The organism is Arenibacter aquaticus (assembly GCF_003957295.1).
In the GTDB taxonomy this organism is placed as follows: Bacteria; Bacteroidota; Bacteroidia; order Flavobacteriales; family Flavobacteriaceae; genus Arenibacter; species Arenibacter aquaticus.
The window spans coordinates 156,234-180,630 of the sequence record NZ_RQPJ01000008.1; the positions used below are offsets into that span (position 1 = coordinate 156,234).

25 protein-coding genes are annotated in these 24,397 nt (G+C 38.7%); 13 read left to right on the forward strand and 12 right to left on the reverse strand.

The genetic code is table 11. The features are described 5' to 3' along the window. Positions 1-89: 89 nt before the first annotated feature. Positions 90-1,595 carry a S41 family peptidase gene (locus EHW67_RS13150; RefSeq protein ID WP_126162852.1) on the reverse strand — a complete coding sequence of 502 codons (1,506 nt, stop codon included), beginning with the start codon at positions 1,593-1,595 and terminating at the stop codon, positions 90-92. Between the two features lie 235 nt (positions 1,596-1,830). On the opposite strand from EHW67_RS13150, the gene EHW67_RS13155 reads away from it, so the two are divergent. The 4 genes from EHW67_RS13155 (at position 1,831) to EHW67_RS13170 (ending at position 3,922) form a co-directional block, all read left to right on the forward strand. Further along, a complete protein-coding gene (locus EHW67_RS13155) occupies positions 1,831-2,340 on the forward strand; it encodes an RNA polymerase sigma factor (RefSeq protein WP_126162853.1) in 510 nt (169 codons plus the stop codon). Next, positions 2,327-2,749 carry a hypothetical protein gene (locus EHW67_RS13160; RefSeq protein ID WP_126162854.1) on the forward strand — a complete coding sequence of 141 codons (423 nt, stop codon included), beginning with the start codon at positions 2,327-2,329 and terminating at the stop codon, positions 2,747-2,749. The genes EHW67_RS13155 and EHW67_RS13160 overlap by 14 nt, the downstream gene beginning before the upstream one ends. 10 nt (positions 2,750-2,759) lie before the next feature. After that, positions 2,760-3,308 carry a DUF4252 domain-containing protein gene (locus EHW67_RS13165; RefSeq protein WP_126162903.1) on the forward strand — a complete coding sequence of 183 codons (549 nt, stop codon included), beginning with the start codon at positions 2,760-2,762 and terminating at the stop codon, positions 3,306-3,308. Positions 3,309-3,379: 71 nt separating this feature from the next. Next, positions 3,380-3,922: a DUF4252 domain-containing protein gene (locus EHW67_RS13170; protein WP_126162855.1), complete on the forward strand. Its 543-nt coding sequence runs from the start codon at positions 3,380-3,382 to the stop codon at positions 3,920-3,922. Positions 3,923-4,019: 97 nt separating this feature from the next. On the opposite strand, the gene EHW67_RS13175 is transcribed toward EHW67_RS13170, so the two are convergent. Further along, positions 4,020-4,919, reverse strand: coding sequence for a mechanosensitive ion channel family protein (locus EHW67_RS13175; RefSeq protein ID WP_126162856.1), 900 nt, complete (start codon positions 4,917-4,919; stop codon positions 4,020-4,022). 446 nt (positions 4,920-5,365) lie between these two features. Between EHW67_RS13175 and EHW67_RS13180 the strand changes: the two genes are divergently transcribed. Continuing rightward, positions 5,366-6,907: a GH3 family domain-containing protein gene (locus EHW67_RS13180; protein ID WP_126162857.1), complete on the forward strand. Its 1,542-nt coding sequence runs from the start codon at positions 5,366-5,368 to the stop codon at positions 6,905-6,907. Here EHW67_RS13180 and EHW67_RS13185 read toward each other — a convergent pair. After that, positions 6,904-7,452, reverse strand: a complete 549-nt coding sequence (locus EHW67_RS13185; RefSeq protein ID WP_126162858.1) for a hypothetical protein — start codon at positions 7,450-7,452, stop codon at positions 6,904-6,906. The two genes, EHW67_RS13180 and EHW67_RS13185, sit on opposite strands and share 4 nt — an antisense overlap. 310 nt (positions 7,453-7,762) lie before the next feature. On the opposite strand from EHW67_RS13185, the gene EHW67_RS13190 reads away from it, so the two are divergent. After that, positions 7,763-8,578 carry a mechanosensitive ion channel family protein gene (locus tag EHW67_RS13190; RefSeq protein WP_126162859.1) on the forward strand — a complete coding sequence of 272 codons (816 nt, stop codon included), beginning with the start codon at positions 7,763-7,765 and terminating at the stop codon, positions 8,576-8,578. A gap of 133 nt (positions 8,579-8,711) precedes the next feature. Here the strand turns inward: EHW67_RS13190 and purB are convergent, their stop codons facing one another. The 3 genes from purB to EHW67_RS13205 form a co-directional block, all read right to left on the reverse strand. Continuing rightward, a complete protein-coding gene (gene purB, locus EHW67_RS13195; RefSeq protein WP_126162860.1) occupies positions 8,712-10,055 on the reverse strand; it encodes an adenylosuccinate lyase in 1,344 nt (447 codons plus the stop codon). Positions 10,056-10,159: 104 nt separating this feature from the next. Then, positions 10,160-10,723, reverse strand: a complete 564-nt coding sequence (locus EHW67_RS13200; RefSeq protein WP_126162861.1) for an adenylosuccinate lyase — start codon at positions 10,721-10,723, stop codon at positions 10,160-10,162. A 158-nt stretch (positions 10,724-10,881) separates the two neighbouring features. Further along, positions 10,882-11,574 (reverse strand): SIR2 family NAD-dependent protein deacylase, encoded by a 693-nt coding sequence (locus tag EHW67_RS13205; RefSeq protein ID WP_126162862.1) that lies wholly within the window; start codon positions 11,572-11,574, stop codon positions 10,882-10,884. 61 nt (positions 11,575-11,635) lie between these two features. On the opposite strand from EHW67_RS13205, the gene EHW67_RS13210 reads away from it, so the two are divergent. Genes EHW67_RS13210 through EHW67_RS13220 form a run of 3 tightly spaced genes read left to right on the forward strand, consistent with a single transcriptional unit; the run spans position 11,636 to position 13,252 of the window. Further along, positions 11,636-12,292, forward strand: a complete 657-nt coding sequence (locus tag EHW67_RS13210; protein ID WP_126162863.1) for a TrmH family RNA methyltransferase — start codon at positions 11,636-11,638, stop codon at positions 12,290-12,292. A gap of 42 nt (positions 12,293-12,334) precedes the next feature. Further along, a complete protein-coding gene (locus tag EHW67_RS13215) occupies positions 12,335-12,862 on the forward strand; it encodes an SRPBCC family protein (protein ID WP_126162864.1) in 528 nt (175 codons plus the stop codon). 6 nt (positions 12,863-12,868) lie between these two features. Beyond that, positions 12,869-13,252 (forward strand): VOC family protein, encoded by a 384-nt coding sequence (locus tag EHW67_RS13220; protein WP_126162865.1) that lies wholly within the window; start codon positions 12,869-12,871, stop codon positions 13,250-13,252. Positions 13,253-13,255: 3 nt separating this feature from the next. Here the strand turns inward: EHW67_RS13220 and EHW67_RS13225 are convergent, their stop codons facing one another. From EHW67_RS13225 to EHW67_RS13250, 6 genes are all read right to left on the reverse strand, one after another. Beyond that, positions 13,256-14,071: a metallophosphoesterase gene (locus EHW67_RS13225; RefSeq protein ID WP_126162866.1), complete on the reverse strand. Its 816-nt coding sequence runs from the start codon at positions 14,069-14,071 to the stop codon at positions 13,256-13,258. 138 nt (positions 14,072-14,209) lie between these two features. Next, positions 14,210-15,901, reverse strand: a complete 1,692-nt coding sequence (locus EHW67_RS13230) for an alpha-amylase family glycosyl hydrolase (protein ID WP_126162867.1) — start codon at positions 15,899-15,901, stop codon at positions 14,210-14,212. Positions 15,902-16,038: 137 nt separating this feature from the next. Continuing rightward, positions 16,039-16,818, reverse strand: a complete 780-nt coding sequence (locus EHW67_RS13235; protein WP_126162868.1) for a carboxypeptidase-like regulatory domain-containing protein — start codon at positions 16,816-16,818, stop codon at positions 16,039-16,041. Between the two features lie 76 nt (positions 16,819-16,894). Further along, entirely contained in the window at positions 16,895-18,676 is a 1,782-nt protein-coding gene (locus tag EHW67_RS13240; RefSeq protein ID WP_126162869.1) for a DEAD/DEAH box helicase, read from the reverse strand. A gap of 157 nt (positions 18,677-18,833) precedes the next feature. After that, complete coding sequence (locus EHW67_RS13245; protein WP_126162870.1) at positions 18,834-19,478, reverse strand: DUF4337 domain-containing protein; 645 nt, start codon at positions 19,476-19,478, stop codon at positions 18,834-18,836. Beyond that, complete coding sequence (locus tag EHW67_RS13250; RefSeq protein ID WP_126162904.1) at positions 19,465-20,055, reverse strand: non-canonical purine NTP diphosphatase; 591 nt, start codon at positions 20,053-20,055, stop codon at positions 19,465-19,467. Before EHW67_RS13250 ends, EHW67_RS13245 begins: the two co-directional genes overlap by 14 nt. 109 nt (positions 20,056-20,164) lie before the next feature. Between EHW67_RS13250 and EHW67_RS13255 the strand changes: the two genes are divergently transcribed. From EHW67_RS13255 to serA, 4 genes are all read left to right on the forward strand, one after another. After that, a complete protein-coding gene (locus tag EHW67_RS13255; RefSeq protein ID WP_126162871.1) occupies positions 20,165-20,617 on the forward strand; it encodes a methyltransferase family protein in 453 nt (150 codons plus the stop codon). Positions 20,618-20,703: 86 nt separating this feature from the next. Further along, positions 20,704-21,315: a SatD family protein gene (locus EHW67_RS13260; protein WP_126162872.1), complete on the forward strand. Its 612-nt coding sequence runs from the start codon at positions 20,704-20,706 to the stop codon at positions 21,313-21,315. Continuing rightward, positions 21,312-22,013, forward strand: a complete 702-nt coding sequence (locus EHW67_RS13265) for a DUF3307 domain-containing protein (protein ID WP_126162873.1) — start codon at positions 21,312-21,314, stop codon at positions 22,011-22,013. The genes EHW67_RS13260 and EHW67_RS13265 overlap by 4 nt, the downstream gene beginning before the upstream one ends. A gap of 288 nt (positions 22,014-22,301) precedes the next feature. Next, positions 22,302-24,194, forward strand: coding sequence for a phosphoglycerate dehydrogenase (serA, locus tag EHW67_RS13270; protein WP_126162874.1), 1,893 nt, complete (start codon positions 22,302-22,304; stop codon positions 24,192-24,194). The last annotated feature ends 203 nt before the right edge of the window (positions 24,195-24,397 follow it).

A 24,397-nucleotide genomic window follows, 5' to 3' on the forward strand; every position in this document is an offset into this window, starting at 1 on the left:
ATACAAAGTGAATGGCAATTTAAATTTCAATAGTTAAAGCATGCAACCCTTATTAGTAGTCTTAGCTACGCTAAGAAATTAAGGCCCTTTTAGGGTTGCAGCACAGTTTTTGTCTTTATGGGCAATGGATTTTTGATATCCATAAACATATTGTCCTTGGTTTTGGTAAACATTTTAGAGCTACTTATTAATTTTACAGGTAGGTCTACATTAAAATCCATTTTCGCTGTTGTCCCAGTTATTTCTGCAATGGCCTTGGCCAATAGGGGTTCGTTGCTATTTCCCAAAACTCCTAAATTGGATAAATCCTCTTCCAAAAAGATATCCGGTACCAATCCGGAAGTGTAGTCTGAAAATCCATTGGCATTTTCATTTCTCCCAATTAAAGGCTGTATGGCCCATTGGTTATCTGGATTAATTTTATCCTCTCTATTGGGGCTATATACGTTACCGTTATCAAAATCGTCTACGAAGGTAACGGAAAATTCGTTTTTACCGGTTGTAGTTTCTCCTATATGAACCACATCCAAATAGGGGTCAAGACCATTTATGACCAATTCACTTGCCGAGGCACTACTTGAAGTGGCAAGTATATAGACTTTATTAAGGCCTAAAGTATTCAATGGAGTATTATTGTCCGTTTTATCGGCAAAATAGCTAATAAGTTCCGCATCGTTAAATTCTGACTGCAATTTCTCATTGTAACGGGCTTTGAGGAATACCTGATCCGTGTGGGTCCCATAAATCATACTGGATAGTAAAAGGGCCGAATTTACGGAGCCACCAGGGTTATAACGTAGGTCCAACACCAAATCTGTAACTCCGGCCGACTTGAATTCGCCAAAGGCCTCATTGAGTTCCTCGTCAAATTCGTTGGTAAAGCCATTGTACATTATGTAGCCAATTTTTTTACCACTAACTTCCAATACTGTGGTTAGATGTATCGGATTTTCAATTAGATTGGCCTCTTTGGTCAATGTTACCTCCCTATCAGTATCACTAACAGTATTATTGGCAATTTCGGCCATGTTTAAGGTATAGGTGTCGCTGTCGCCAAATAATAGGTCTATATAATTATCAATGTTGAGGGTAGTGCCATTGACACCGGTAAATATGTCGCCTCTCTTAATATCTTTTGTAGAAGCGTCGGAATTGGGAACAATATAGCGCACATAACCATAAACATCATTGCTGCCTGAAAACAACCCCAATCCAAATTCAACTCCATTGCTTTTGGATATGCCAGCAAAACTTTGGGTAAGTTCTTTATAGTCTTCTGAATAAAAACTGAAACGATCCTCTGAAAAAAGCAATTTTTCATCAAAGAACTTGCTTGGGTCTTCTTCAGATTCCAAAAAGGTCCTGTATTCTGTTTCTGTACTGAAACGTGAATCCAGTAAGTCAGGAACATCACTTTGCCAAAAATAATAGGTGTTCATGGTCTGCCACATAAAATTTTGGACTGTAACATCTATTTCTGGCTCGGGGGAGCCAACTACTTCTTCAATTTCTTGGGTGGCAAGACTATCATCGGTCTTGCTACAACTAATAAAAAATAAACTTAATCCCAGTAAACTTAGCAAATACTTCTTCATTGTTTTTTTATAACGCATTTTATCACCAAATGTGATACACAAATATCATTCCACTAAAAAAATGAATAGTATTAGGAACAATTTTACTTATATACGGAATTAGTTTAGATTTGGTTTCCGCAGTACTAAATTACTTACATTGTAAAGAAATTAAAACATATTGTAACAATTTTCGATGTATATCGTCTTCCCATTGTAAGCCTTTCAACGAGGGTTGCAAAACAACTAGACCAAAATGCAACAAACAGAGTTTTTAAATGTGGTTTTGCCATTTAAGGATAAACTTTTTAGGATGGCCATGCGTCTATTGGTTTCTAGGGAAGAGGCGGAGGATGCCACCCAGGAAATTATTTTGAAGTTGTGGGAAAAGAAGAAGGCGATGGTTGGCTATAACAATGTTGAGGCTTATGCCATGATGATGACGAAGAATTTTTGCTTGGACCGACTAAAGTCCAAACAGGCGGGAAATCTAAAATTGGTGCATAGCAATTACAGTGATGACAGTGTTTCCTTGCAGCGGCAAGTAGAAGTTAGGGATAGTTTAGGATGGATAGAAAAGATTATGCAAGAGTTGCCGGAACAACAAAAAATAATTTTGCAATTGCGGGATGTGGAGCAATATGAATATGACGAAATATCCAAATTGTTGGAAATGAGTCCAACTGCGGTGAGGGTGGCCTTATCCAGGGCAAGAAAAACAGTTAGGGAAAAATTAATGGAAAAGGAGAATTATGGAATTGGATAGGATAGAAAAATTACTGGAAAAGTATTTTGATGCAAGCGCAACGGTGGCAGAGGAGAAAATTATAAGGGATTATTTTTTAAATGAGGATATCCCTGCGCATCTGCAGCGGTACGCTCCTATGTTTAAATACTTTTCCAATGCCAAAGAGGAACGTTTTACCAAGCGTCTTCCACTAAGGCCTGGAAACAGAAGTTATTGGAAGGGGATTTCTGTTGCAGCGGTGGTGGTCTTGGTATTTGGCATATATTTTGGAAGAAGCTACCAAGAACGTAAGAAAGCGGAATATGCCTATCAGGAAACCAAAAAAGCGTTGAGTCTCTTGGCATTAAACCTTGAACGCGGAACAGAGAAGGTGGCTTATTTAAGGGAGTTTGAAGAAACAAAACAAAAAATTTACAACAACAATTAAATTTAAAATGATGAAGAAAGGAATTATCATAGTATTAGTGTCCATTTTGCCCTTAGCCGGGTTTTCCCAATCCATGTTTGATAAATATGAGGATTTGGACAATGTAAGTGCCGTAGTGGTGAACGAAAGTATGTTTAAACTATTGAGCAAGATAAATGTAGAGGTAGATGACAAGGAGGCACAGGACTTCATGGATATAGCCCAAAATCTAAAAAATCTAAAGGTTTTTATTACAGAAGATAAAGCGGTTTCAGCCGATATGATGAAGACAATGGAGAAGTATCTAAAATCATCTTCCCTGGAGGAGTTAATGCGTGTAAAGGACAAGGATGCCAATGTGAAATTTTACGTCAAGAGCGGAAAGGATGAGGACCATGTAAGCGAACTGCTAATGTTTGTTACGGGTATTAAGAATGCCGATGTGTCCATTAATGACAGAAAGATAGAAACGGTCCTATTATCATTGACCGGGGATATAGATTTAAATAAGATTGGGTCCCTTACCCAAAAGATGAACTTGCCTCAAGAGCTAAATAAAGCGGGCAAAAACCAAAAATAAGACCATTTATGATAATGGGGTTATTTAATGCTCCATTGCCAATGTACGCTAACAACATTAAAACTTGGGAAATGAAAATAAAAGTCCATAAATCAATATATCTTATACTGGCCTTGGCCGTTTTGGGCTGTAATAATAAACCAAGCCTACAACAGTATTACGTGGATAATGCCGAGAATCCAAATTTTTTGTCTGTAGACCTTCCTGTGAGTCTGTTGAATATGGACAAGGTGGAGTTGAGCAGCGACCAACGGGAAGCTCTCAAATCACTTAGGAAACTCAATATATTGGCCTTTAGGATTACTGGCAATAATAAGGTCGACTTTCAAAAAGAGAAATCAACCGTAAGGGAAATATTGAAGCATAGTGGACTTACCGAACTAATGAAAATGAGGACCAGCTATGGTAATGCTACGGTAAACTATATGGGAGAAGATGATGCCATTGATGAGGTTGTTATTTATGGGGACAGTGATGATAAAGGTTTTATGCTGGTTCGGGTGCTGGGGAAAGATATGAATCCCGCCAAGTTGGTCCAATTTATACAGGCCCTTCAAAAATCGGATTATCAGGGGGAAGGACTGGGGCAAATTCAGGAATTTATAAAAGGGTAGCGCCCAGATTTAGAAGCATTAAAGACCTGTGTAAAATACTTTTACACAGGTCTTTTTTTAAAGAGTCCTTTCCAATACATCCACAAAACACGGGATTTTAGCCTTTATCCGAATTATTGTTTACCACAACCTCCAGATTATTTTTATTAAAATCCAAGGTGCGGATTGGGAATGGAATATTGATATTCTGATTGTCGAAGTTTTCTTTAATAATTTTTACGGCTTTATGTGTTGCGGTCAATTTATGTTTGTTGCTGGCCATTTCTATCCAGAACCGCACAATAAAATTAATGGAACTGTCACCAAATTCAGTGAAAAAGAACTCAACCCCTTCACCTTCCTGCTGCGGGAAATTCTCGGAGATCAGCTTAACAACAAGATCTTCCACCTCTTGTAGGTTACTTTCATACCCTACACCACAGGAAACTGCTATTCTACTTCTTTCGGAAATGGAATAATTGGTGAATGAGCCATCTATGAAATTGGAATTGGGTATAATAACGTAATTATTATCGGGCTGACGTAGTACGATGTTCCTGAGATTGATTTCGGATACAAAACCGGTATAACCATCTGATTCTATAAAATCATCGATTCTTAATTTGGGCATAAAGGAAAGGATGAGACCGCCAAAGGTATTGTTCAATGTACCTTGAAGGGCAAGTCCAATGGCCAAACCTAAAACACCCGCACCGGCAAGAATACTAGTGAGCACTTTGTTAAGTTCCAATACTCCTAGAGCCACAAAAAAACCTAGAAGCATTATAATTACAAATGCCATCTTACTTATAATCTCCTGTACTGATTTTTGATTGATGCTTTTGGCCAGTAGATTCTTTAATACTTTTCTAATTATCCTAGCTAGGATATAGAACAATATCATTACAATCACGGCCATAATAAAGTTAGGGAGTTTTAGAATGATGGCATCCAGCCATCCATCTAGTTTGTTCCAAAGTTTGCCAATTGCGTCTTCTATTGAGAATTCATTTTCCATTATATACTTATTTAGGTTATTCTGTTATTATTCCAGTCAATCTGTCCTATCCCAAAAAATCAGATTGCATTTAAGACAAAGGCCGTCTATTGATGAGCGCAGTGCGAAAATCAATGGTTTACTTATATCTTCCTTGACGGAATATAAGGGATTGGACAAGGTTGTAAGATTGTGGTCAAAATATATAAAAAAGGGTGGTCAGAGGTGTTTTCTATTAAGAGAATTTTTAACCCAAAAAATCTTGTTGTACGACTTGGATTGTTGAGTGTTGGTTTATTAACGATGATGGGCGTTGGGATGTGTCAATAATATTTTGATTTGTAGTAAGCTTGCCAAATGGATTGGCAGATATTAGTAGGGTAATGTCCATCATTTTGTATATTATGGGGAAGCCCCTAAACATGATTGGACAATTGTAACTTAACACAAAAGTAAATACCAGTATTATGGCAATCCTCGGAAATATAATCAAAGGAGCTATTCACCTAAAAGAAACCTTCGCTACAGAAAGGGATCATTGGCAGGAACAACAGGATGTACTTGTACATCTTTTGGAGACTGCCAAGGACACCAAATTTGGTGAATATTATGAATTGGAATCTATTTTGAATTCTAAGGATATACCTAAGACCTTTTCCCAAAGCATCCCATATTTTGATTATGATAAAATGCATAGTGATTGGTGGCGAAAATTGCATGAAGGCCAAGACAATGTTACCTGGCCGGGACATCCTAGCTATTTTGCTCTTAGTTCTGGTACCACAGGTAAAAGTAGTAAACGTATCCCCGTTACAGATGACATGTTAGAGGCAATCAGGGCAGCTGGGATCAAACAAGTTTTTGCATTGCACAATTTTGATCTGCCACCAGAGTTTTTTGAAAAAGAAATTATGATGTTGGGGAGCTCAACCAATTTGGAGGAGCGCAATGAGCATTTGGAAGGAGAAATAAGCGGTATAAGTGCGGGTAATATTCCCATTTGGTTTAGAAGTTACTACAAGCCAGGGGAGGAGATTTCCAAAATTGAGGACTGGGACAAAAGGGTTGCCCGTATAGCGGAACGAGCGGCAGATTGGGATATTGGAGCCTTGAGCGGCATCCCTTCTTGGATAGAACTAATGCTTCAAAAAGTTATAGATCACCATCAGTTGAACCATATTCATGAAATTTGGCCCAATTTAAGAGTATATACCTCCGGAGGGGTGGCTTTTGGACCTTATGAAAAAAGTTTTAATTCCTTAATGGGACATCCTATCACAGTGATAGATACATACCTGGCTTCAGAAGGGTTTATTGCCTGCCAGACAAGGCCGGAAACCAAGGCTATGCAATTGATAACGGATAATGGGATTTACTTTGAGTTTGTACCCTTTAATCCGGAATACATACAGCAAGATGGTTCATTGGTTCCAAATGCCCCATCCATTCCTTTGAAGGATGTGGAATTGGATACCGATTATGTACTTATTATTAGTACGGTAAGCGGAGCTTGGCGCTATTTAATTGGTGATACTATTAAGTTTACCAATTTAGAGAAAGCCGAAATACAGATTACGGGCCGTACAAAATTTTTCTTAAATACGGTGGGCTCCCAACTCTCTGTAAACAAAATGGATGACGCCATGAGGTACCTGGAAGATGCTTATGCTACAAAAATTCCCGAATATACCATTTGTGCCAAACGGTGTGAAGATGGCGAATTTTATCATTGCTGGTATCTTGGTTCGGATTTAAAAAACTCCAATCATGAACAACTGTCAAAGGACTTGGATAATTTTTTGATGGAGGCCAATAAAAACTATAAGGTAGCAAGGAGTAAATCCTTAAAGGGAGTAAAGGTAAAGGTGGTTCCTACAGACTCCTTTTACGATTGGAACGCAAAGAACAAAAAGAAAGGTGGGCAAGTAAAAATGGAAAGGGTTATGAACGAGGAGAAATTTGCCGAATGGGAAAGTTTTGTGGCATCAAAAGTCACCTCTTCCCATTAGCGATCACGTTCTTCAACCATTACCATAATTTCTTCGGGGGAGAGATAGTATTTTTTAATTCTGTCTTTATATGAAACGGCAATGTCTGCATGGTTCAATATAAACTCTTTGGTAGCAAGAATATATTTTTCCATTCCATGGGCAACAGCATAAGTGTCTGCAGCACGTTCCGCTTCCACAATGAAACGCTCGGATATAAGGTATTTTAATCCAAACCAAATTAAATTGGTTTTACTCCTATTCTGGTAGTCCATAACATGGCCCAACTCATGACCAATCCACCCTATCAATATATTGGATGGAATATCCTTAGTAGTAAATTCTTTATCTGAAATTTTAAAAGTCTCACTTATCAATATTACATAACTTCTATTGCGCCTATTTTTAAAGAAACTACCAAAAGAAGGGCGCGCTTGCATGGTAGATTTCTTAATGTTTTTCTTAAACCTAAATTCTATTTGACTTTCAGATAGTTCCGGATAAAAAGAAAGGGCTTTTTGTGCTTCGTAGCTTATGGTTTTGGGTATGTTTTGTTGTGCGTTCATAAATAATGCTGTAGCAAAAGCTAAGGTGTAAATTAGGGTTTTAGTGTTAAAGTAGTTCATGTCTAATAGTAAAAATAAAAAGCAACAATCCGTAGTTCATTTAAAAAAATAATGCGCTTTAATGATATGATTCTCAGTGATAATAGGTAATTGATTATCGAGTCCTAAAAAGTTCTTTTAACCTGCCAAATAGAGAATGGTTCCATTGTGGCAGATAGCAATATGGTTAATAAGAGGGTTAATTGGGACATGAAATTTATTGTAAAACAAATCTTATATTAGCTGTACTAAACACCAACTATATAACATTATGGAAAAAGCAGAAGAATGGTTTAAATACGGTATTGAAATTGCTAAGGAATTTGGTCCCAAAGTATTGGCGGCCTTAGTTATTTTTATTTTCGGTTCTTGGGTAATTAGGCGTATAATAGGTGGAGCCGGTAAAGTGATGGCAAGCAGTAAATATGACGCTTCGCTACAACGGTTTTTACTAAGTCTGGTATCTTGGGTATTAAAAATATTCCTAATATTGGTAGTTATAGATCAATTAGGGATAGATGTCACCACCTTTGCCGCCGTGATTGCGGCCGCTGGTTTGGCTGTTGGTTTGGCTCTTCAGGGTTCCTTGTCAAATTTTGCTGGTGGGGTCTTGATCATGATTTTTAAACCGTATAGAATTGGCGATTTAATAGAGGCACAAGGCGTTCTGGGAGCGGTGAAGGAAATAGAAATTTTTACCACAAAATTGATTACGCCACAAAACAAACTGGCTATTGTACCAAATGGGGCTATGGCCAATGGAAATATAATTAATTATACCACAGAAGGCAAAATGAGGGTTGATGTAACAGTAGGAATAGGGTATAATGAAGACATAAAAAAGGCAAAAGAAGTTCTTTTGGGGGTTTTAACATCTAATCCCAAAGTTCTAAGTGAGCCTACGCCATCCGTCAATGTATCTGAATTGGCCGATAGTTCGGTAAATTTTGCGGTACGCCCCTACTGTTTGCCGGAAGATTATTGGTCCGTGTATTTTGGTACTTTGGAGGGTTGTAAATTGGCACTTGATAAGGCGGGCATCGAAATTCCATATCCGCATCAAGTAGAAATACACAAAGAAGGATAGTAGGACTTACTATAGGGAAAGATCCTTGTATAAAAAAAGCAATCTAGCGTATGTTTTTACATTCTAGATTGCTTTTTTATGTATAAAGGGGTAAAACTCTACCTCACCAACAAATTGTGGTGGTTCTGTTCTTTTAGATCCCTGTGTAATTACTTGGTGTAATGTGTTTTAATTCTGCTTTAATGGCATCGCTGGTCTCCAAGGTATCAATAAAATTGGCAATAGATTGTTGAGTGATTTTTTCATTGGTACGGGTCAGCCCTTTTAAAGCTTCATAAGGATTGGGATAAGCTTCACGCCTTAAAATGGTCTGAATGGCTTCGGCTACTACTGCCCAGTTATTATCCAAATCCTGATCAAATTTCTCTTTGTTCAGCAGTAATTTGTTCAATCCTTTTAAGGTAGATTGAAAAGCAATGAGAGTATGGCCAAATGGAACGCCTATGTTTCGCAGTACGGTACTGTCCGTTAAATCGCGTTGTAGTCTAGAAACTGGGAGTTTGGCAGATAAATGTTCAAATATGGCATTGGCAATTCCCAAGTTGCCCTCAGAGTTTTCAAAATCGATAGGGTTTACTTTGTGCGGCATAGCGGACGATCCTACTTCCCCTGCCTTTATTTTTTGTTTAAAATAGTCCATGGAAACATAGGTCCAGAAATCGCGATCCAAATCAATTATGATGGTGTTGATACGTTTCAGGCAATCAAATAATGCGGCCATATGGTCATAGTGCTCAATTTGCGTAGTGGGAAAAGAATGGTGAAGTCCCAATTTTCCCTGAACAAATTTATTACCAAAAGACTTCCAATCTATATTGGGGTATGCCACCTTGTGTGCATTGTAATTACCTGTAGCTCCACCAAATTTGGCTGCACTTGGTATATCGTTCAGGAGATTAAACTGCTCTTCCAAACGAACGGTAAATACCTCTACTTCCTTACCCAATCGGGTAGGGGAGGCCGGTTGTCCATGGGTTCTGGCCAACATAGGTACTGCTTCCCACTCTTTTACCAAAGCATTGAGTTTGTTTATAACCTCTAAATACAGAGGTACATAAACCTCGTTCATGGCTTCTTTGATAGATAACGGGATAGCGGTATTGTTGATATCTTGGGAAGTTAGACCAAAATGGATAAATTCTTTATAGGCTTCCAGGCCTAATTTATCAAAGGCTTTTTTTATAAAATACTCAACAGCCTTTACATCGTGGTTGGTCACCTTTTCTATATCCTTAATGGCCAGAGCATCCTCCTCATTAAAATCGGTGTAGATTTTTCTTAGGTCACCGAATTTTGAAGTGTCAAAACCCGACAGCTGAGGTAAGGGGATTTCGCAAAGAGCTATGAAATATTCAACTTCTACCCGTACCCTATATTTTATTAGTGCCTCCTCAGAAAAATATGGCGCCAAGGAATCAACTTTATTGCGGTATCTACCATCTATGGGGGAGATGGCGTTTAAGGTGTTTAATGACATTTTATAAAATTTGATTGATTTTGGAAAAGGGCAAAGATAGCTATAAGTTCATGAGTTTAAAAGCTAACTGAAAGATTGTTGATTTAAATATGCAGCGGTGATACTTAGCCCTTTAATTTGGCCAAGGTCATCCTTGCCCTAGCCTTATAGGCAGCACTGCCATGTTGGTATCCCTGTTCTAGAACCAAACGTAATTCCGGGTGTATCCATTCAAATTTTCTTCCCAAGAGTAATAGGCTGGTCATAGAGTACGCTTTGGCCGCTACCTTATGCTCGCCTATGAGCCAATCAAAGCAAGAGGTTGCAATGCGTTCCAAATGGTTATCATTCAACGCTTCGCAGGTTTCACTATCATGGGAGGAGAAATAGGATTTTATCAAATACTCACATATTTTGGCAATAGGCCTTACGGCTGGATCCAAGCGTACCAAACCAATATGTTCTGTAAAGGTATCCATGTGTGGAAATAGAATGTATAGGCGTTCTTTGGCCGTGAACTCCATAATCCAACAGGCCTTGCAGGAAATAGGATCGTCTACCAGAAATGCGATTTGCATTAGGGAGCCCATATATTGAGGGTTGTTCATTACCAAGGAGGACATTTGCTTTCTCTTTAACCTGGAATGATCAACGTAATTCAGGGATTTGTAAAGTTCTTTTGTTGTCACGGGATACCAAGATTAATTATGGGACGGAAGACCTACCAATCTAAATTTTCGACTTTTAAGTCATTATTGATAATGATATAAAAGTATTAAAAATAAGCAAGTCCCCTATGCCGTTGGGACTTAATATAAGTTTAATTTTGGCCTAGGCCAAAGTAAGATTAGGTCTCACTTTTAATAAGCTGGGTTACCAAGTCTGGGACGCCTTTAGCTGCACTGGTTTCCATAATTGTGAGCCTGTCAAGAGCATTGGGATTTATGTTGGGTTTGGGGTCCACAAAATAAATGGGTGTGTTCTGTGATACATAATGTATTAAACTAGCGGCGGGATATACCTGCATGGAGGTGCCTATAATGATTAAAATATTGGCTGCTTGGGTTATGGTTGCCGCTTTTTCCAATAAGGGCACTTCCTCGCCAAACCAAACTATATGGGGGCGTAGTTGATGACCTTCCCTGTCCGTGTCACCTATCCGCAAATCGGTTTTCCAATCCAATACGGAATGTGGGTCTTTTATGCTTCTGGCCTTTAAAAGCTCACCGTGTAAATGGATAACGTTGGAACTTCCTGCGCGTTCGTGCAGGTCATCTACATTTTGGGTTATGATGCTTACGTCAAAATAATCTTCCAGTCCAACCAGGGCTTTGTGGGCCTCATTGGGGGAAACGGACTGCAGTTGCCTTCTCCGCTCATTGTAGAAGTTGAGTACCAACTCTGGATTTTTGGCAAATCCCTCCGGTGTGGCCACTTCCAATACATCATGACCTTCCCACAGCCCATCGGCATCCCTAAAGGTCTTAATCCCACTTTCGGCACTTACTCCAGCGCCGGTCAAAACCACAATTTTTTTCATTTTGTGCGAATATGGTAATCTTTGTAAAAATATAATTTTTCTTTTTTACTATCTTGGAACTATGATCGATTATGAATTGCTGGAATACTTGGAAGGTTTTATCACCCCTCAAAGAAAGGCACGCTTTCTTAAAATTTTGGAGGATAGAACAAATTATATTACCGTAGCCATAGAGGACGTTTACCAAATGCACAACACCAGTGCCGTTATTAGGAGTTGTGATGTTTTTGGTATTCAGCAGGCTCATTTAATTGAAGGTAAGTTTGGAAAGCGATTGGATAAACACATAGCTATGGGGGCACAGCAATGGGTGGACCTTAATAGGTATAATAGTACAACAGACTGTATTGAAACATTAAGGAATAAGGGGTATAATATAGTGGCCACAACCCCACATGGAGAAAATGCCTCTCTTTCCAATTTTAAATTTGAAGGCAAGACCGCCCTGTTTTTCGGCACGGAAAAAGAAGGTTTGAGCAAAGAGGTGTTGGACCAGGCAGATGCACTTTTAAAAATACCTATGGTGGGTTTTACTGAGAGTTTGAACATATCCGTATCTGCAGCCATTATCTTGCATACGCTTAGTGGTCAAATGAGAAAAGAGAATGTGGATTGGAAGCTCTCTGAAAAAGAAAAATTGGAAATAAGGATGGATTGGACCAAGAAATCGGTCCGGAGTCTGGAGGACGTTTTGGGCAGATACTATGGAACAAAATGATTTTTTTAGTATATTGTAGGTAAACCAACAAACAAACCAATCATGACAATATTACTTTATATAATTCTGGGATTAATTGTTTTAATTGCAATTCTGGCCCTTGTAGCTCCTAAAGATTATAATGTTTCCCGATCCATTGAGATCGCAAGACCCAAAGCGGAGGTTTTTGAGCACTTAAAATACTTAAAGAAGCAACAAGAATGGTCCCCTTGGGCCAAGAGGGATCCAGATATGATTAGCAAGTTCACAGGTGTCGACGGCGAGGTAGGCGCCATAAATTATTGGAAAGGCAATAAAGAGGTAGGAGAAGGGGAGCAGGAGATTACCCAAATAATAGAAGGAAAAAGAATAGAAGGGGAATTACGCTTTTTAAAACCCTTTAAGTCAACTTCCGATTCTTATTTGGAGGTTTATGAAGCAGGCCCAAACAAGACCAAGGTAATTTGGGGATTTAAAGGCAAGAATAAATTCCCTATGTCTATTATGATGCTTTTTATGAATATGGACAAGGCTGTTGGAAAGGATTTTGAAGAGGGCTTACAAAGTTTAAAGACCATAATGGAAAATTAGTCAAGAATGGATAGGCAGAGCAATATGGTTGGTTGGTTCGAGATTCCCGTGAACGATATGGATAGGGCAAAAACGTTCTATGAGTCTGTATTTGAGATCAAGATTTCCATTAATGATTTGGACGGTCTCCTCATGGGGTGGTTTCCCAGTGCACCTGGTAAGTCGGGCGCCATGGGCTCTTTGGTGAAACACCCAACGTATATTCCAAGTGATACCAAAGGGGCTGTATTATATTTTTCCTGTAAAGATCTTAGCGATGAATTATCTAGGGTAGAGGAAGCGGGAGGAGCTATTCTACAGCCTAAAAAGGAAATTGGCGGGGGACATGGTTTTATGGCCTTATTAAAAGATACAGAAGGCAATAGGATAGCCCTACATTCCCAAAATTAGAACTTAAATATAAAAAATACTGGCCTCTGCCCTGGCGCCAAAGCGTATTGGAAAAACAGTGGTCCCTACTCCTTTGGATACATACATATTAGAGGTCTTGTTTCTATACCATCCTTTTACATAATTTCCACTGCCAAATGGCGTAAAAAAAGGCTTTCCAAAAAAAGTAATTTGTCCGCCATGGGTATGTCCGGATAAAATTAAGTAGGGTCTTAAATTTAGGGGTTGGCTCAAACGGTCTATTTCTTCTCTGTAGGCTGGACAATGATTAAGGATAACAGTGGCCAAAGAGGGGTCTAAGTTGTTGGCAGCTTTTTTAAAATCAGGGTAACCACAAACATAATCATCAATTCCCAGAATATTGATTTTTCTATTCTTTGATTCAAAAATATGCGATTCGTTTACCAGTAGAGTGCCATTGTAACTTTTATAAACGTCCTTTAGACGATCCTTATCTATACGCCCAGAATATTCCTTATTCCCCAGAATAGCTATTTTGGGTAGTTTATGATCAATTAGATTTAAGAAATCTTGTAGTATCGGAAAGTATTTGTTTCGTTCCAATGAATCCCCGGTAAAAAAAATAACATCCGGACGTTCCTTATTAATCCGATCTGCAATGGATTTATGGACAGATTTTATACTTCGTAAATGAAGATCTGTTAAGTGAATCGCCTTTATTTTGTTTGATGGCGAATCCGAAATATCATGCTCTGTCCATTCTACAAAATAGGTTTCCAACCAGAAGGCATCAAGAACTAGAAAACTAATGGAGCCTAAAAATAGTTTTAGGATAAATTGTCTTCTTTTCAATTTCATATAATGTCTATTGCTATAGTTATTTAGCGCTTAAGCGGAAGGGTACGAAATTAGGGAACATTTTTAAAATCTATACAAGTAAAAAGTTAAATAGATGAAAAGGAAGGCTAAATACGTTTCTGTTAGCCTGTTAATCCATTATTTTTTGGCCAATTCCAGCAGTGCTATAGGGTTATCGTTTTCTAGGACTATGCTGCCGTTTTCTACGGTAGTATAGGTTTCGGAAAAGGTGTCATAAAGTTGTGTGCCGTCTCCAAAGAACCCTTTTACAGAAAGAATTTTTTTGCCTTCGGGAAGATCAAGGCCTACCACTACTTTGTCCTTATACGCCCCATTTTTATAGTTTCGGCCAAAAACATAAGGGTTCTGGGACAGTTTATGGTGTTTCCCCGCCCCTATGGCCGGATGGGTGTTCCTAAATCTTCCAAGTTTTTGCCAGTAGGCCAATACGGTTTTAATTTGTGCAATGCTATCTTGTTCTTTCCAGTTCATAAAAGAGCGTAGCTTGGCATCCCCTATGGCCTCATTAATATTTAAACCTCTATTGCTCTCGTCCCCATAATAAATTTGGGATATTCCCGGGCTTAGCAGAAGTACGTTTGCTCTGCGATACGGCTGCTTCCTGTCTTGGTCATAAGGGTTGCTATCGTCATGTGAACTAAGGTAGTTTACTACACTTTTACCGGCTAAAGAGGTGTGCAGTATGTTGCTGTATTTACTAAAGATAGAGTCATAATTTCGCTTGGCATCATTCTTTAACTCAAAATTGATAAGACTTTGGAAGCCATAATTAAAATAATCCACTTTTTTGTCGCCAAAATCATATGTTCTTCCGCCCGATATCCCATAGCCGTAAACTTCGCCGAACATAAAAAAGGAAGTGCTGTCCAGGACCTTCTTGGGGTGCTTTTTTTTCCAGGTATTAAAGGCAATGGAAGCTTGTTCTTGTAGTGCGGACCATACCTGTTCATCTACGTGTTTAGCGGTATCCACCCTAAACCCGTCTATTCCAAAATCGTTTACATAATCGGTCAGCCATTTAATGATATAAGACTGTGGTGTCCTGGGGTATTTAGTACGATCAAAAAATAGCTGTAACTCGTCCAGTTCATTGCTGAGTCGGTTTTCAGACTTCCATTTGGCCAATAGGGCATCGGGGAGTTCTACTGGGACCTCGGTTCTAGTAAGGATATCGGGCAAGTTTTCTACTAAGGTACAGGCCGTTGTGGTTTCATAATTGGTGTATTTGCAAACTGGCCCTGTCCGCACCCAATCCCTTGGCCATACCGGGTCTAAATTTGTGACTGGACCTGTATGGTTGAGCACTACGTCCATTATTATTCTAATACCTCTGTCATGAGCTGTATCCACTAAAACCTCCAAATCCTTGTTAGAGCCAAAATTGGGGTCTAGATTGGTCCAATCCTTGGTCCAATACCCGTGATAGCCATAGGTACTTCCTGTTCCTTCATCTACATTCCCGTGTATCTGCTCCACAACAGGGGTTAACCAAATAGCATTTACCCCCAAATCCGTAAAATAGCCTTCTTCTATTTTTTTGGTGATTCCCTTAAGGTCTCCTCCCATAAACCCCCTTAGAGGTGCAGTTTTATTATTTCGGTTTAGCGTATTGTCGTTTAGGGTATCCCCATTGTAAAAACGATCGGTAAGTAGGAAATAAATATTGGCGGCATCCCAGACAAAGGGAGGGGATTCCTTGGGATGTGTAGTAACTATAGGCAAGTTGGTCACTTCTTTTACAGTTTCTTTATTCCTTTTGCAGGACAAAAAGAATATAATGAATACCATTATAGGAAGGTACCTTGACATTTTAAGCTGTTTTTCTTAAAGCTATTAAATGCAAAGGGAAATTGAAAATTTATTTCAATTAATTGGTAAAAGTTTTAAAACTACATTGGACAAGCAGTCTAAAATGTCAATGATATTATGGAAGGCCAGGGCTTGCCCTATTTTTTTCGGTTCAAAACTTTAAATTCTTCATAGCAGCTGCTGATGGCATCCAGAATTTGAAGGTCGTTGGCAGTGGTAATAAAGGATTTTGAGTAATTGCAATTATTTAGGATGTCCTCTATATCTACCTTTTCCATTTGCAGGAGTTCTGTAAGGGTTTCCCTGTCAAATTTAGAGGCTAACAGGTCTCTAATTTGATCATCTTCTTTCATTTGTCTGAGTTTGCGCATTTGGTTTGGTTTTTTTCCAAATAAATTACGCAATAAATCAGCAGGATTAAGGATTGCTCCCAGGACCTTGGTAACGGCACTGGGGTTTTTGCTACCAGCCTCGTAACCAACCGATAGGCCAGAGATGCTATACTGAAAGGCGTTGTTTAGGGGTAGGTTTTTAACATCTATCTCTAAATATCCGGTAAGAGCATAAGGTCTTACTATGACCTCTTCCAACGCATATGCCAATTCGGTTAGGGAGATTTTTGTATCCTTAAATTTAAACATATCATTGGTGACCCTCACTTTTTGTGATTTAAATCCTAAAAAGGAAAAGAAAAGGGTGTCGTTTACCTTGGCAGAAATTTGAAACTCACCTTGTTCATTGGTAATGGTTCCTACAACTTGATTCAGGTTTACCACATGAACGCTTTCCAATGGTTGGTCGGTTTGTGCATTGGCGACCACGGCTTTTAGCTGTTGTAATCCCGTTTCATTTTTTTCATTTTGGGAATATCCCAAGGAAATAAATAATATGAATAAGGGCAATAAATAGTTTTTCATTAAATTAATTCCAGTATTATTTTGGTAAACTAACTAAAAAAATACGCCGAAGCGTATTTTTTTAATATACAATTAACTAAAAGGAATCACTTTTTCTTTTAGATCTTCTTTTTCCAGAGTAACTGGAGGAGCCTCCTTTGGAAGCGCTTCTTTCTCTTCTTTTGCCACGGCCTCTATCTCTGTCCCTATCTCTACCGCCTCCACTTCTGCTTCTGTCGCGTCTACCTCTACCGCCTCCGCCACCGGGGTTTTTAGAGACTTCAACGTTAACAAATCTTCCGTCTACTTTAAACTCGGTAAAGGTGCTTAAGATGGCTTCTGTAGCCGATGCATCGGTGTTAAAGAACGAGAAGCTATCTTTTACATCTACTTTAAAGATATCATCTTTTCCTAAATTAACGGTATCCCTAAGGAAATCCTTCAAAGACATCCAGTCGTATCCGTCTTTTTCGCCAACATTGATGAAATATCTAACGTTACCATCATTACCAAAGCTTCCATTGCCATCACCGCGTTTACCCCTATCGGAAGAATCCACGGTATTTAAGTCTTTGGTTTTGTTGTAGTAATTATAGAAACGGGTAAATTCTACCGAGACTATTTTTTTTATCAACTCGTCCCTATCAATACCTTGTAGTACGTCGTTTATGGCGGGGAGATAATTGTCTACCTCCTTGTTTATTTCTGTATTTTTAATCTTATTGGCCAAATGGTAAAGCTGTATTTCACAGATTTCCATTCCGGTAGGGATTTTTTTGGAAATAAAATCTTGTTGGATCTTATTTTCTATGGCTTTAATTTTCCGAAGTTCACTTCTGGTAACAATGACCATTGAGATTCCAGATTTTCCTGCCCTTCCCGTACGTCCACTTCGGTGGGTATAGGTCTCTATTTCATCGGGCAGCTGATAGTTGATAACATGGGTAATATCGTCAACATCAATGCCCCTTGCGGCCACGTCTGTGGCGACCAACATCTGTATTTGTTTTTTACGGAAGGAATTCATGACCAAATCTCTCTGGTTTTGGCTTAAATCCCCATGTAATGCACCAGCATTGTACCCATCCTCAATCAATTTTTCGGCTACTTTTTGCGTGTCCCTTTTGGTTCTACAGAAAATAACGGAAAAGATGTCCGGGTTGGTATCGGCTAGTCTTTTCAAGGCAGGATAGCGGTCCCTGCCACCCACAACGTAATACTCATGTTGTACGGTACTTGCACCGGAGTTCTTGGAGCCTACGGTTATTTCCTGAGGGCTGTGCATGAATTTTTTAGCGATGACCGATACCTCTCGGGGCATGGTGGCCGAAAAAAGCCATGTAGATTTGTCTTGAGGAGTATTGGAAAGGATGTCTTTTATGTCTTCAAAAAAGCCCATGTTCAACATCTCATCCGCTTCATCCAACACACAGTAGTCAATTTTGGAAATATCTACTAGGCCCCTGCCAATCATATCTTTCATTCTTCCAGGAGTGGCTACTACTATTTGAGCGCCCCTTTTTACCTGTCTAGCTTGGTCTGTGATACTAGCTCCACCGTATATGGCTACCACGTTTACCCCTTTGTCATATTTGGAGTAAAGATTAAGCTCATTGGTAATCTGTAAGCATAGTTCCCGAGTAGGGGAAAGGATCAATCCTTGTGTTGTTCTACTGTTTCCATCAATTTTTTGAATAAGGGGAAAGCCAAATGCGGCAGTCTTACCTGTTCCGGTCTGTGCCAAGGCAACTAGATCCGTTTCACTTTCCAATAAGATAGGGATGGCTTTTTCTTGCACTTCTGAAGGGGATTCAAATCCCAAATCAGAAATAGCATTTAATAGGGACTGTTTTAGCCCTAATGCTTCAAATTTCGTCATAATATGTTTTAAATAATCGCAAATATGTATGTTGCATAGAGCGATTATTCCTATAACCTATTTAGACTCAGCGCAACACATGCTATACCAGCGGCGTTAATTGAAGCTGCAAAGGTACTGTTAATTTTTTAATTAAAATAGTTTATTTCCAAGTGATTTACGGAGCAATGGTAAAGCCATATGCGGATATCAGGATACCAATGGCGCCAAATATCAGCACTAAAGAGATAAAGTTCTTCTGTAATTTTTTGTTCTCATGTATAACAATACATACCGCTCCCAAAACTATACAGATTTGAAATAGTAATTTTCCCAAGTCAAATTTTTGGGTAGCAGAATCGTAGTCTTGGGTAAGCTGTTGCCATTCATTGATTCCTATTATTTTGCCCATTTCCCCGTCCAGGTCCTGTGTCCAGTGTTCACGAGGTAGATTGGCCGAGCCTACTAGAATTTCAGTTTTTTCGGCTTCGTATTTGAGAACTAAAGATTTGGTCTCCGCAAGTTTTGTCCTAAAGTTGCTCAGTTTGTCATTGGGGATAATTCCGGTTTCGGTCAGAGCGCTTAGGTAGTGCATTTCACTTTCTTTAAGCCCTTGTTTAATGCTCTTGGACTGATACCAATTGTAGTAGTTTACCAATTTGTTGTGTGAAATCATCATTTCCTCTTCCAAATTGTTGTTTATCAGTTCCGCAATGGCCATAAGTGCCGCAAACACGGCAATTAGTATAGCTCCAATGGCTTCTGTGCGGTCTAGTAATTTATATTTTTTTTTAGGAGTCTCTTTGGAATTATCGTTCTGCATTGGATAGATTTTTGAAAAAGGCAAGCAATTGTTTGATGGCAAGGCCACGGTGGCTTATTTCATTTTTAACGGACAAGGGTAGCTCAGCAAAAGTTTTATCGTAGCCCAGTGGTGAAAATATGGGGTCATAGCCAAAACCTTTTTCGCCTTTTTTTTCTGTGGTTATTTCTCCTTCTACAACTCCCTTAAAAAAATATTGCTGGTTGTTGATATTTAATGCGATGACTGTTTTAAAATGGGCAGATCGGTCAGTATGATGCTGTAAATGGTCCAGCAATTTGTTCATATTGTCTTCGGAACTTTTTTGTTTACCGGCATATCTGGCGGAATATACACCAGGCGCTCCGTTTAATGCGTCTACCAGAAGTCCGGTGTCATCCGCAAAACACGCGTAGCCATATTTTTCTGTAACATAGTTTGCCTTTTGTGCCGCATTCCCCTCCAGATCCGGCGACGTTTCTGGAATATCCTCCGTGCAGCCTATGTCTTCCAAAGACAAAAGCTCTATGTCATTGGGCAATAATATTTGTACTTCCCTTATTTTGTTGGGATTATGGGTGGCAAAAACCAATTGCATTACATTTGTTTTAAGGGTTTTATATGCGCTGGGATTAATTATCTTCTGGGACATATTATTTTTAAAAGTCTAAAAGTAGTAATTTTATTTTCTCATCAATGTATCTCATATGAAGTTAAAATTACCCCCTCTGCTTGTTTTCTTATTATTTGGATTGTTCATGTACCTGTTGAAGACCTATTTGCCTGTAGGATATTTTGATTTTTTTGGAAGGGACTATTTACTTTATGCTATCTGCTTACTTGCATTTCTTATTGGAGCTATTTCTTTGTTGCAGTTTTTTAGGGCAAAAACATCCCTTGACCCTTTGCATCCGTCCAAGACCAGGGTTTTGGTTACCGGTGGAATTTATAAGTACACGAGAAATCCTATGTATTTATGCTTGTTGCTGCTTTTGTTGGCTTTGGGTCTGTATTTGGGCAATGCTTTTAATACGCTTCTCGCAGCCGGGTTTGTATATTATATGAATACTTTTCAAATAATACCGGAGGAGGAAGTGTTGGTAAAGAAGTATGGGAAGGCATATCAGAAGTATTGTGTGATGGTAAGACGGTGGTTTTAATGAAATTAATATTAACAATATAGCTTATAATTAAAAATATTAGTATATTAGCTTATAATTAAGAATATTAGCATTTTAACTTATATATGGTTGCTGTCATAACAGGAGATATTATTAATTCCGATCGCGATAAGACTTCGGACTGGATCCATGTTTTAAAGGATTATTTAGGTCAACATGGGGAAACTCCTGTAGATTGGGAAATTTATAGGGGCGATGAGTTTCAGGTGAAAACTACGCCAGAAAAGGCCTTGCGTATGGCTATCCATATAAAGGCCACTATTAAATCTGTACAGCAATTGGATGTGCGCATGGGGATAGGAATTGGGTCCGAAACCTATTTGGGGAGTAGTGTAAGTGAATCCAACGGCACGGCCTATCAGCGATCTGGACGTATTTTTGAAACCTTAAAGGAGCAAAAGCTCAATATGGCCATTATAAGCGGGGACAAATATTGGGACCGCACCTTAAACCTGATGTTAAAGCTAGCTTTAAATTTTATGGACCACTGGTCACAGGTTTCAGCAGAAATGGTGGGGCTAACATTAGAAAGGCCCAATGAGCCTCAACAAGGGATAGCAGAACAACTAAGTATAAAACAATCGGCTGTGAGTCAACGCTTAAAACGCGCAAGAATGGATTTGGTATTGGAGGTGTTGGATTATTATAGCGAAAAAATAAAACAGCTAGTAGAATGATACTGTTTACCAAACTTTTTTTGGCCCATCTAATTGGGGATTTTCTCTTACAACCCAATAAGTGGGTGGTCCACAAGGAGGCCAATAAGATAAGATCCCGGTATTTGTACTTACATGTCCTTGTTCATTTTATAGTTGCCATGTTGCTGCTCTGGGATTTGGATATGTGGAAGTGGGTGCTGATCATTACCGTGTTCCATTATATTATAGATGCATTAAAGTTATATGCCAATCCCTATTTTAAGAATAAGGCTATTCCTTTTTTTGTAGATCAGGTCCTACATATGATAGTCCTTTATTGTTGCGCATTCCATACCAACCTGTTGGAGCAGACCCAAATGCTGATAAAGCAAATAGATTGGTCTTTAATTACTGCCATTGTGTTTGTAGGGTATCCAGCTTCTATTATAATGGCCAAATTATTGGAAGGAATGTCCCAACAGATAGCGCTGGATCATAAATCACTTCCCAATGCGGGAAAGTATATTGGGATCATTGAACGATTGTTTGTTTTGGTCTTTATCATTCTTGGCAGGTGGGAGGCAATTGGCCTATTGATAACCGCAAAATCGGTTTTTAGGTTCAATGACCTTAAAGAAAGCAATTCCCGTAAACTAACCGAATATATCCTTATAGGGACTTTACTGAGTTTTGGCTTGGCTATGATAACGGGTATAATTTATATGTGGGGCCAATAAAGAATGGCAATAGAGGGATAGGATAGGGCCATTAGTCCCTGTTTTACTAATTTCCAAATACATATTCATGTCGTTAAATAGGCTAAAATAGATTAATGAATCTTGCTCAGAGAAGAATAATTGTTGCCTACAGTAAACGAAAAAAATGAGAATTTGTTAATTATAAGGCCTATAATAAAGAATTTGTTAATTTAAAAGGGAATAATCTATAACCAGTTACTTTTATTGACAATATTAAAGGGGCGGATTAAATTAATTCATACTTTTGCTCCTTAAATTTCAGATTCAATGGTTGCGGAAGGCAGAAAGTATGTGTTTGATTTTGATAGTACCCTTACTAGGGTAGAGGCGTTGGACGTTTTAGCGGAAATAACGCTGGACGGAAGAGCGGATAAGGATGATATTATTCGCGAAATCCAAAAAATTACCAACTTGGGAATAGACGGGGATATTTCCTTTACCGAGTCCCTGGAAAAACGGATTAAATTGTTGGACGCCCATAAAGATGACTTGGAGGAATTGGTCCAACTTCTACGCCAGAAAATTTCAAAGTCTATAGAGTCCAATAAGGAGTTTTTTCATAATTATTCAGATGATATTTATGTGATTTCCTGTGGGTTCAAAGAGTTTATAGATCCAATAGTGGCTGAATATGACATTCCGGCCGATAGAGTATATGCCAACACCTTCAGGTTTGACGATGATGGTAAGATTATTGGGTTTGACGAGGAAAATGATTTGGCCTCCCATAACGGAAAGATAGCCTGTTTAAAAAACTTGGATTTACCAGGTGAGGTGCAGGTCATAGGAGATGGTTATAGTGATTATGTAATGCGCGAAGCAGGTATAGCAGATAAGTTCTTTGCTTATACGGAGAATGTGCATAGAGAAAAGGCTGCGAAAAACGCAGACTATATTACACCTAATTTAGATGAATTTTTATTTGTGAACAAGTTGCCGAGAAAAATATCCTACCCGAAGAATAGAATTAAGATTTTACTTTTGGAAAATGTGCATCAAAATGCATTTGATACGCTTACGGAAGAAGGATTCTCCGTAGAGCTTTTGAAGCACAGTTTAACCGAAGAGGAGCTCATTGAGAAGATTAAAGGAGTTCACGTTTTGGGAATACGTTCCAAGACCCAGGTGACAAAAAATGTTTTGGCCGCTGCAGATAAACTTATGGTCGTAGGGGCCTTTTGTATAGGAACTACCCAAATAGACCTAGGGGCCTGCAAGGAAAAAGGAGTGGTTGTGTTCAATGCTCCCTACAGCAATACCAGATCTGTGGTAGAACTTGCCATTGGGGAGATAATTATGTTGATGAGGAGTATATTTCCACGTAGTACCGAAATCCACAATGGACAATGGAACAAAACCGCTGCCAACTCAAAAGAGGTGAGAGGTAAGAACTTGGGCATAGTTGGTTATGGTAATATAGGTAAACAATTATCCGTATTGGCCGAAGCCTTGGGGATGCGTGTTTACTATTATGATGTTGGGGATCAATTGGCCCTGGGTAATGCCACAAAATGCAGTACCTTGGAGGAATTGTTGAATGTTGCGGATGTAGTAACCCTACACATAGATGATAATAAGGCCAATAAAAATTTTATCGGGGAAAGGGAAATTAACCAAATGAGGGATGGAGCATTATTTGTAAATCTGTCACGAGGTTTTGTTGTAGATATTGAGGCTTTGGCAAATGCCCTTAAAAACGGTAAGATTGCAGGTGCTGCAATAGATGTTTATCCAGAGGAACCTAGGAGTAATGGTGAATTCTTTACCGAGCTCAAAGGATTGGAAAATGTTATCCTAACTCCTCATATTGGAGGTAGTACAGAGGAGGCACAAAAGGATATAGCCGAATTTGTGCCCAATAAAATAATGGATTATATAAATTCAGGTAATACAGTTGATGCGGTGAACTTTCCAAATATAAGGTTACCAAAGCAAAACAATGCCCATCGTTTTTTGCATATTCATAAAAATGTTCCTGGGATCATGGCTAAAATCAACGAAGTTTTGGCTAGATACGATATGAATATTTCTGGTCAATATCTTTCAACCGATAATGAAGTGGGATATGTAATATCTGATTTGGACAAGGAATACAATAAGGATGTTATTAAAGCACTGAAGAAGATAGATAATACCATTAAATTTAGGGTGTTGTATTAGTATACAGCTTTGATGCCAAGCTATAAAAACTGCCTAAACAACACGTTTAGGCAGTTTTTTTTTTTGCCCTTGTTCAAAGCACTGGGTTTATGGAGTTTGCCATAGCTTAAATGGTTTCCTGGAATCATGATTAATTGATGTGTATTTGGAATGTTGGTTTTATTTTTTGAAAAAAAACGAGTTTGACTTATGTAGAAATTATC

What these genes read in the sequence shown, in the direction of transcription:
- EHW67_RS13170 (WP_126162855.1), top strand. Translation starts at nt 3,380, where the DNA reads ATGAAAATAAAAGTCCATAAATCAATATATCTTATACTGGCCTTGGCC.
- EHW67_RS13230 (WP_126162867.1), bottom strand. Translation starts at nt 15,901, where the DNA reads ATGTCAAGGTACCTTCCTATAATGGTATTCATTATATTCTTTTTGTCC.
- EHW67_RS13240 (WP_126162869.1), bottom strand. Translation starts at nt 18,676, where the DNA reads ATGACGAAATTTGAAGCATTAGGGCTAAAACAGTCCCTATTAAATGCT.
- EHW67_RS13210 (WP_126162863.1), top strand. Translation starts at nt 11,636, where the DNA reads ATGATCGATTATGAATTGCTGGAATACTTGGAAGGTTTTATCACCCCT.
- EHW67_RS13180 (WP_126162857.1), top strand. Translation starts at nt 5,366, where the DNA reads ATGGCAATCCTCGGAAATATAATCAAAGGAGCTATTCACCTAAAAGAA.
- EHW67_RS13235 (WP_126162868.1), bottom strand. Translation starts at nt 16,818, where the DNA reads ATGAAAAACTATTTATTGCCCTTATTCATATTATTTATTTCCTTGGGA.
- EHW67_RS13250 (WP_126162904.1), bottom strand. Translation starts at nt 20,055, where the DNA reads ATGCAATTGGTTTTTGCCACCCATAATCCCAACAAAATAAGGGAAGTA.
- EHW67_RS13190 (WP_126162859.1), top strand. Translation starts at nt 7,763, where the DNA reads ATGGAAAAAGCAGAAGAATGGTTTAAATACGGTATTGAAATTGCTAAG.
- EHW67_RS13205 (WP_126162862.1), bottom strand. Translation starts at nt 11,574, where the DNA reads ATGAAAAAAATTGTGGTTTTGACCGGCGCTGGAGTAAGTGCCGAAAGT.
- EHW67_RS13220 (WP_126162865.1), top strand. Translation starts at nt 12,869, where the DNA reads ATGGATAGGCAGAGCAATATGGTTGGTTGGTTCGAGATTCCCGTGAAC.
- EHW67_RS13245 (WP_126162870.1), bottom strand. Translation starts at nt 19,478, where the DNA reads ATGCAGAACGATAATTCCAAAGAGACTCCTAAAAAAAAATATAAATTA.
- EHW67_RS13260 (WP_126162872.1), top strand. Translation starts at nt 20,704, where the DNA reads ATGGTTGCTGTCATAACAGGAGATATTATTAATTCCGATCGCGATAAG.
- EHW67_RS13225 (WP_126162866.1), bottom strand. Translation starts at nt 14,071, where the DNA reads ATGAAATTGAAAAGAAGACAATTTATCCTAAAACTATTTTTAGGCTCC.
- EHW67_RS13165 (WP_126162903.1), top strand. Translation starts at nt 2,760, where the DNA reads ATGAAGAAAGGAATTATCATAGTATTAGTGTCCATTTTGCCCTTAGCC.
- serA (WP_126162874.1), top strand. Translation starts at nt 22,302, where the DNA reads ATGGTTGCGGAAGGCAGAAAGTATGTGTTTGATTTTGATAGTACCCTT.
- EHW67_RS13175 (WP_126162856.1), bottom strand. Translation starts at nt 4,919, where the DNA reads ATGGAAAATGAATTCTCAATAGAAGACGCAATTGGCAAACTTTGGAAC.
- EHW67_RS13150 (WP_126162852.1), bottom strand. Translation starts at nt 1,595, where the DNA reads ATGAAGAAGTATTTGCTAAGTTTACTGGGATTAAGTTTATTTTTTATT.
- EHW67_RS13215 (WP_126162864.1), top strand. Translation starts at nt 12,335, where the DNA reads ATGACAATATTACTTTATATAATTCTGGGATTAATTGTTTTAATTGCA.
- purB (WP_126162860.1), bottom strand. Translation starts at nt 10,055, where the DNA reads ATGTCATTAAACACCTTAAACGCCATCTCCCCCATAGATGGTAGATAC.
- EHW67_RS13155 (WP_126162853.1), top strand. Translation starts at nt 1,831, where the DNA reads ATGCAACAAACAGAGTTTTTAAATGTGGTTTTGCCATTTAAGGATAAA.
- EHW67_RS13265 (WP_126162873.1), top strand. Translation starts at nt 21,312, where the DNA reads ATGATACTGTTTACCAAACTTTTTTTGGCCCATCTAATTGGGGATTTT.
- EHW67_RS13185 (WP_126162858.1), bottom strand. Translation starts at nt 7,452, where the DNA reads ATGAACGCACAACAAAACATACCCAAAACCATAAGCTACGAAGCACAA.
- EHW67_RS13255 (WP_126162871.1), top strand. Translation starts at nt 20,165, where the DNA reads ATGAAGTTAAAATTACCCCCTCTGCTTGTTTTCTTATTATTTGGATTG.
- EHW67_RS13160 (WP_126162854.1), top strand. Translation starts at nt 2,327, where the DNA reads ATGGAATTGGATAGGATAGAAAAATTACTGGAAAAGTATTTTGATGCA.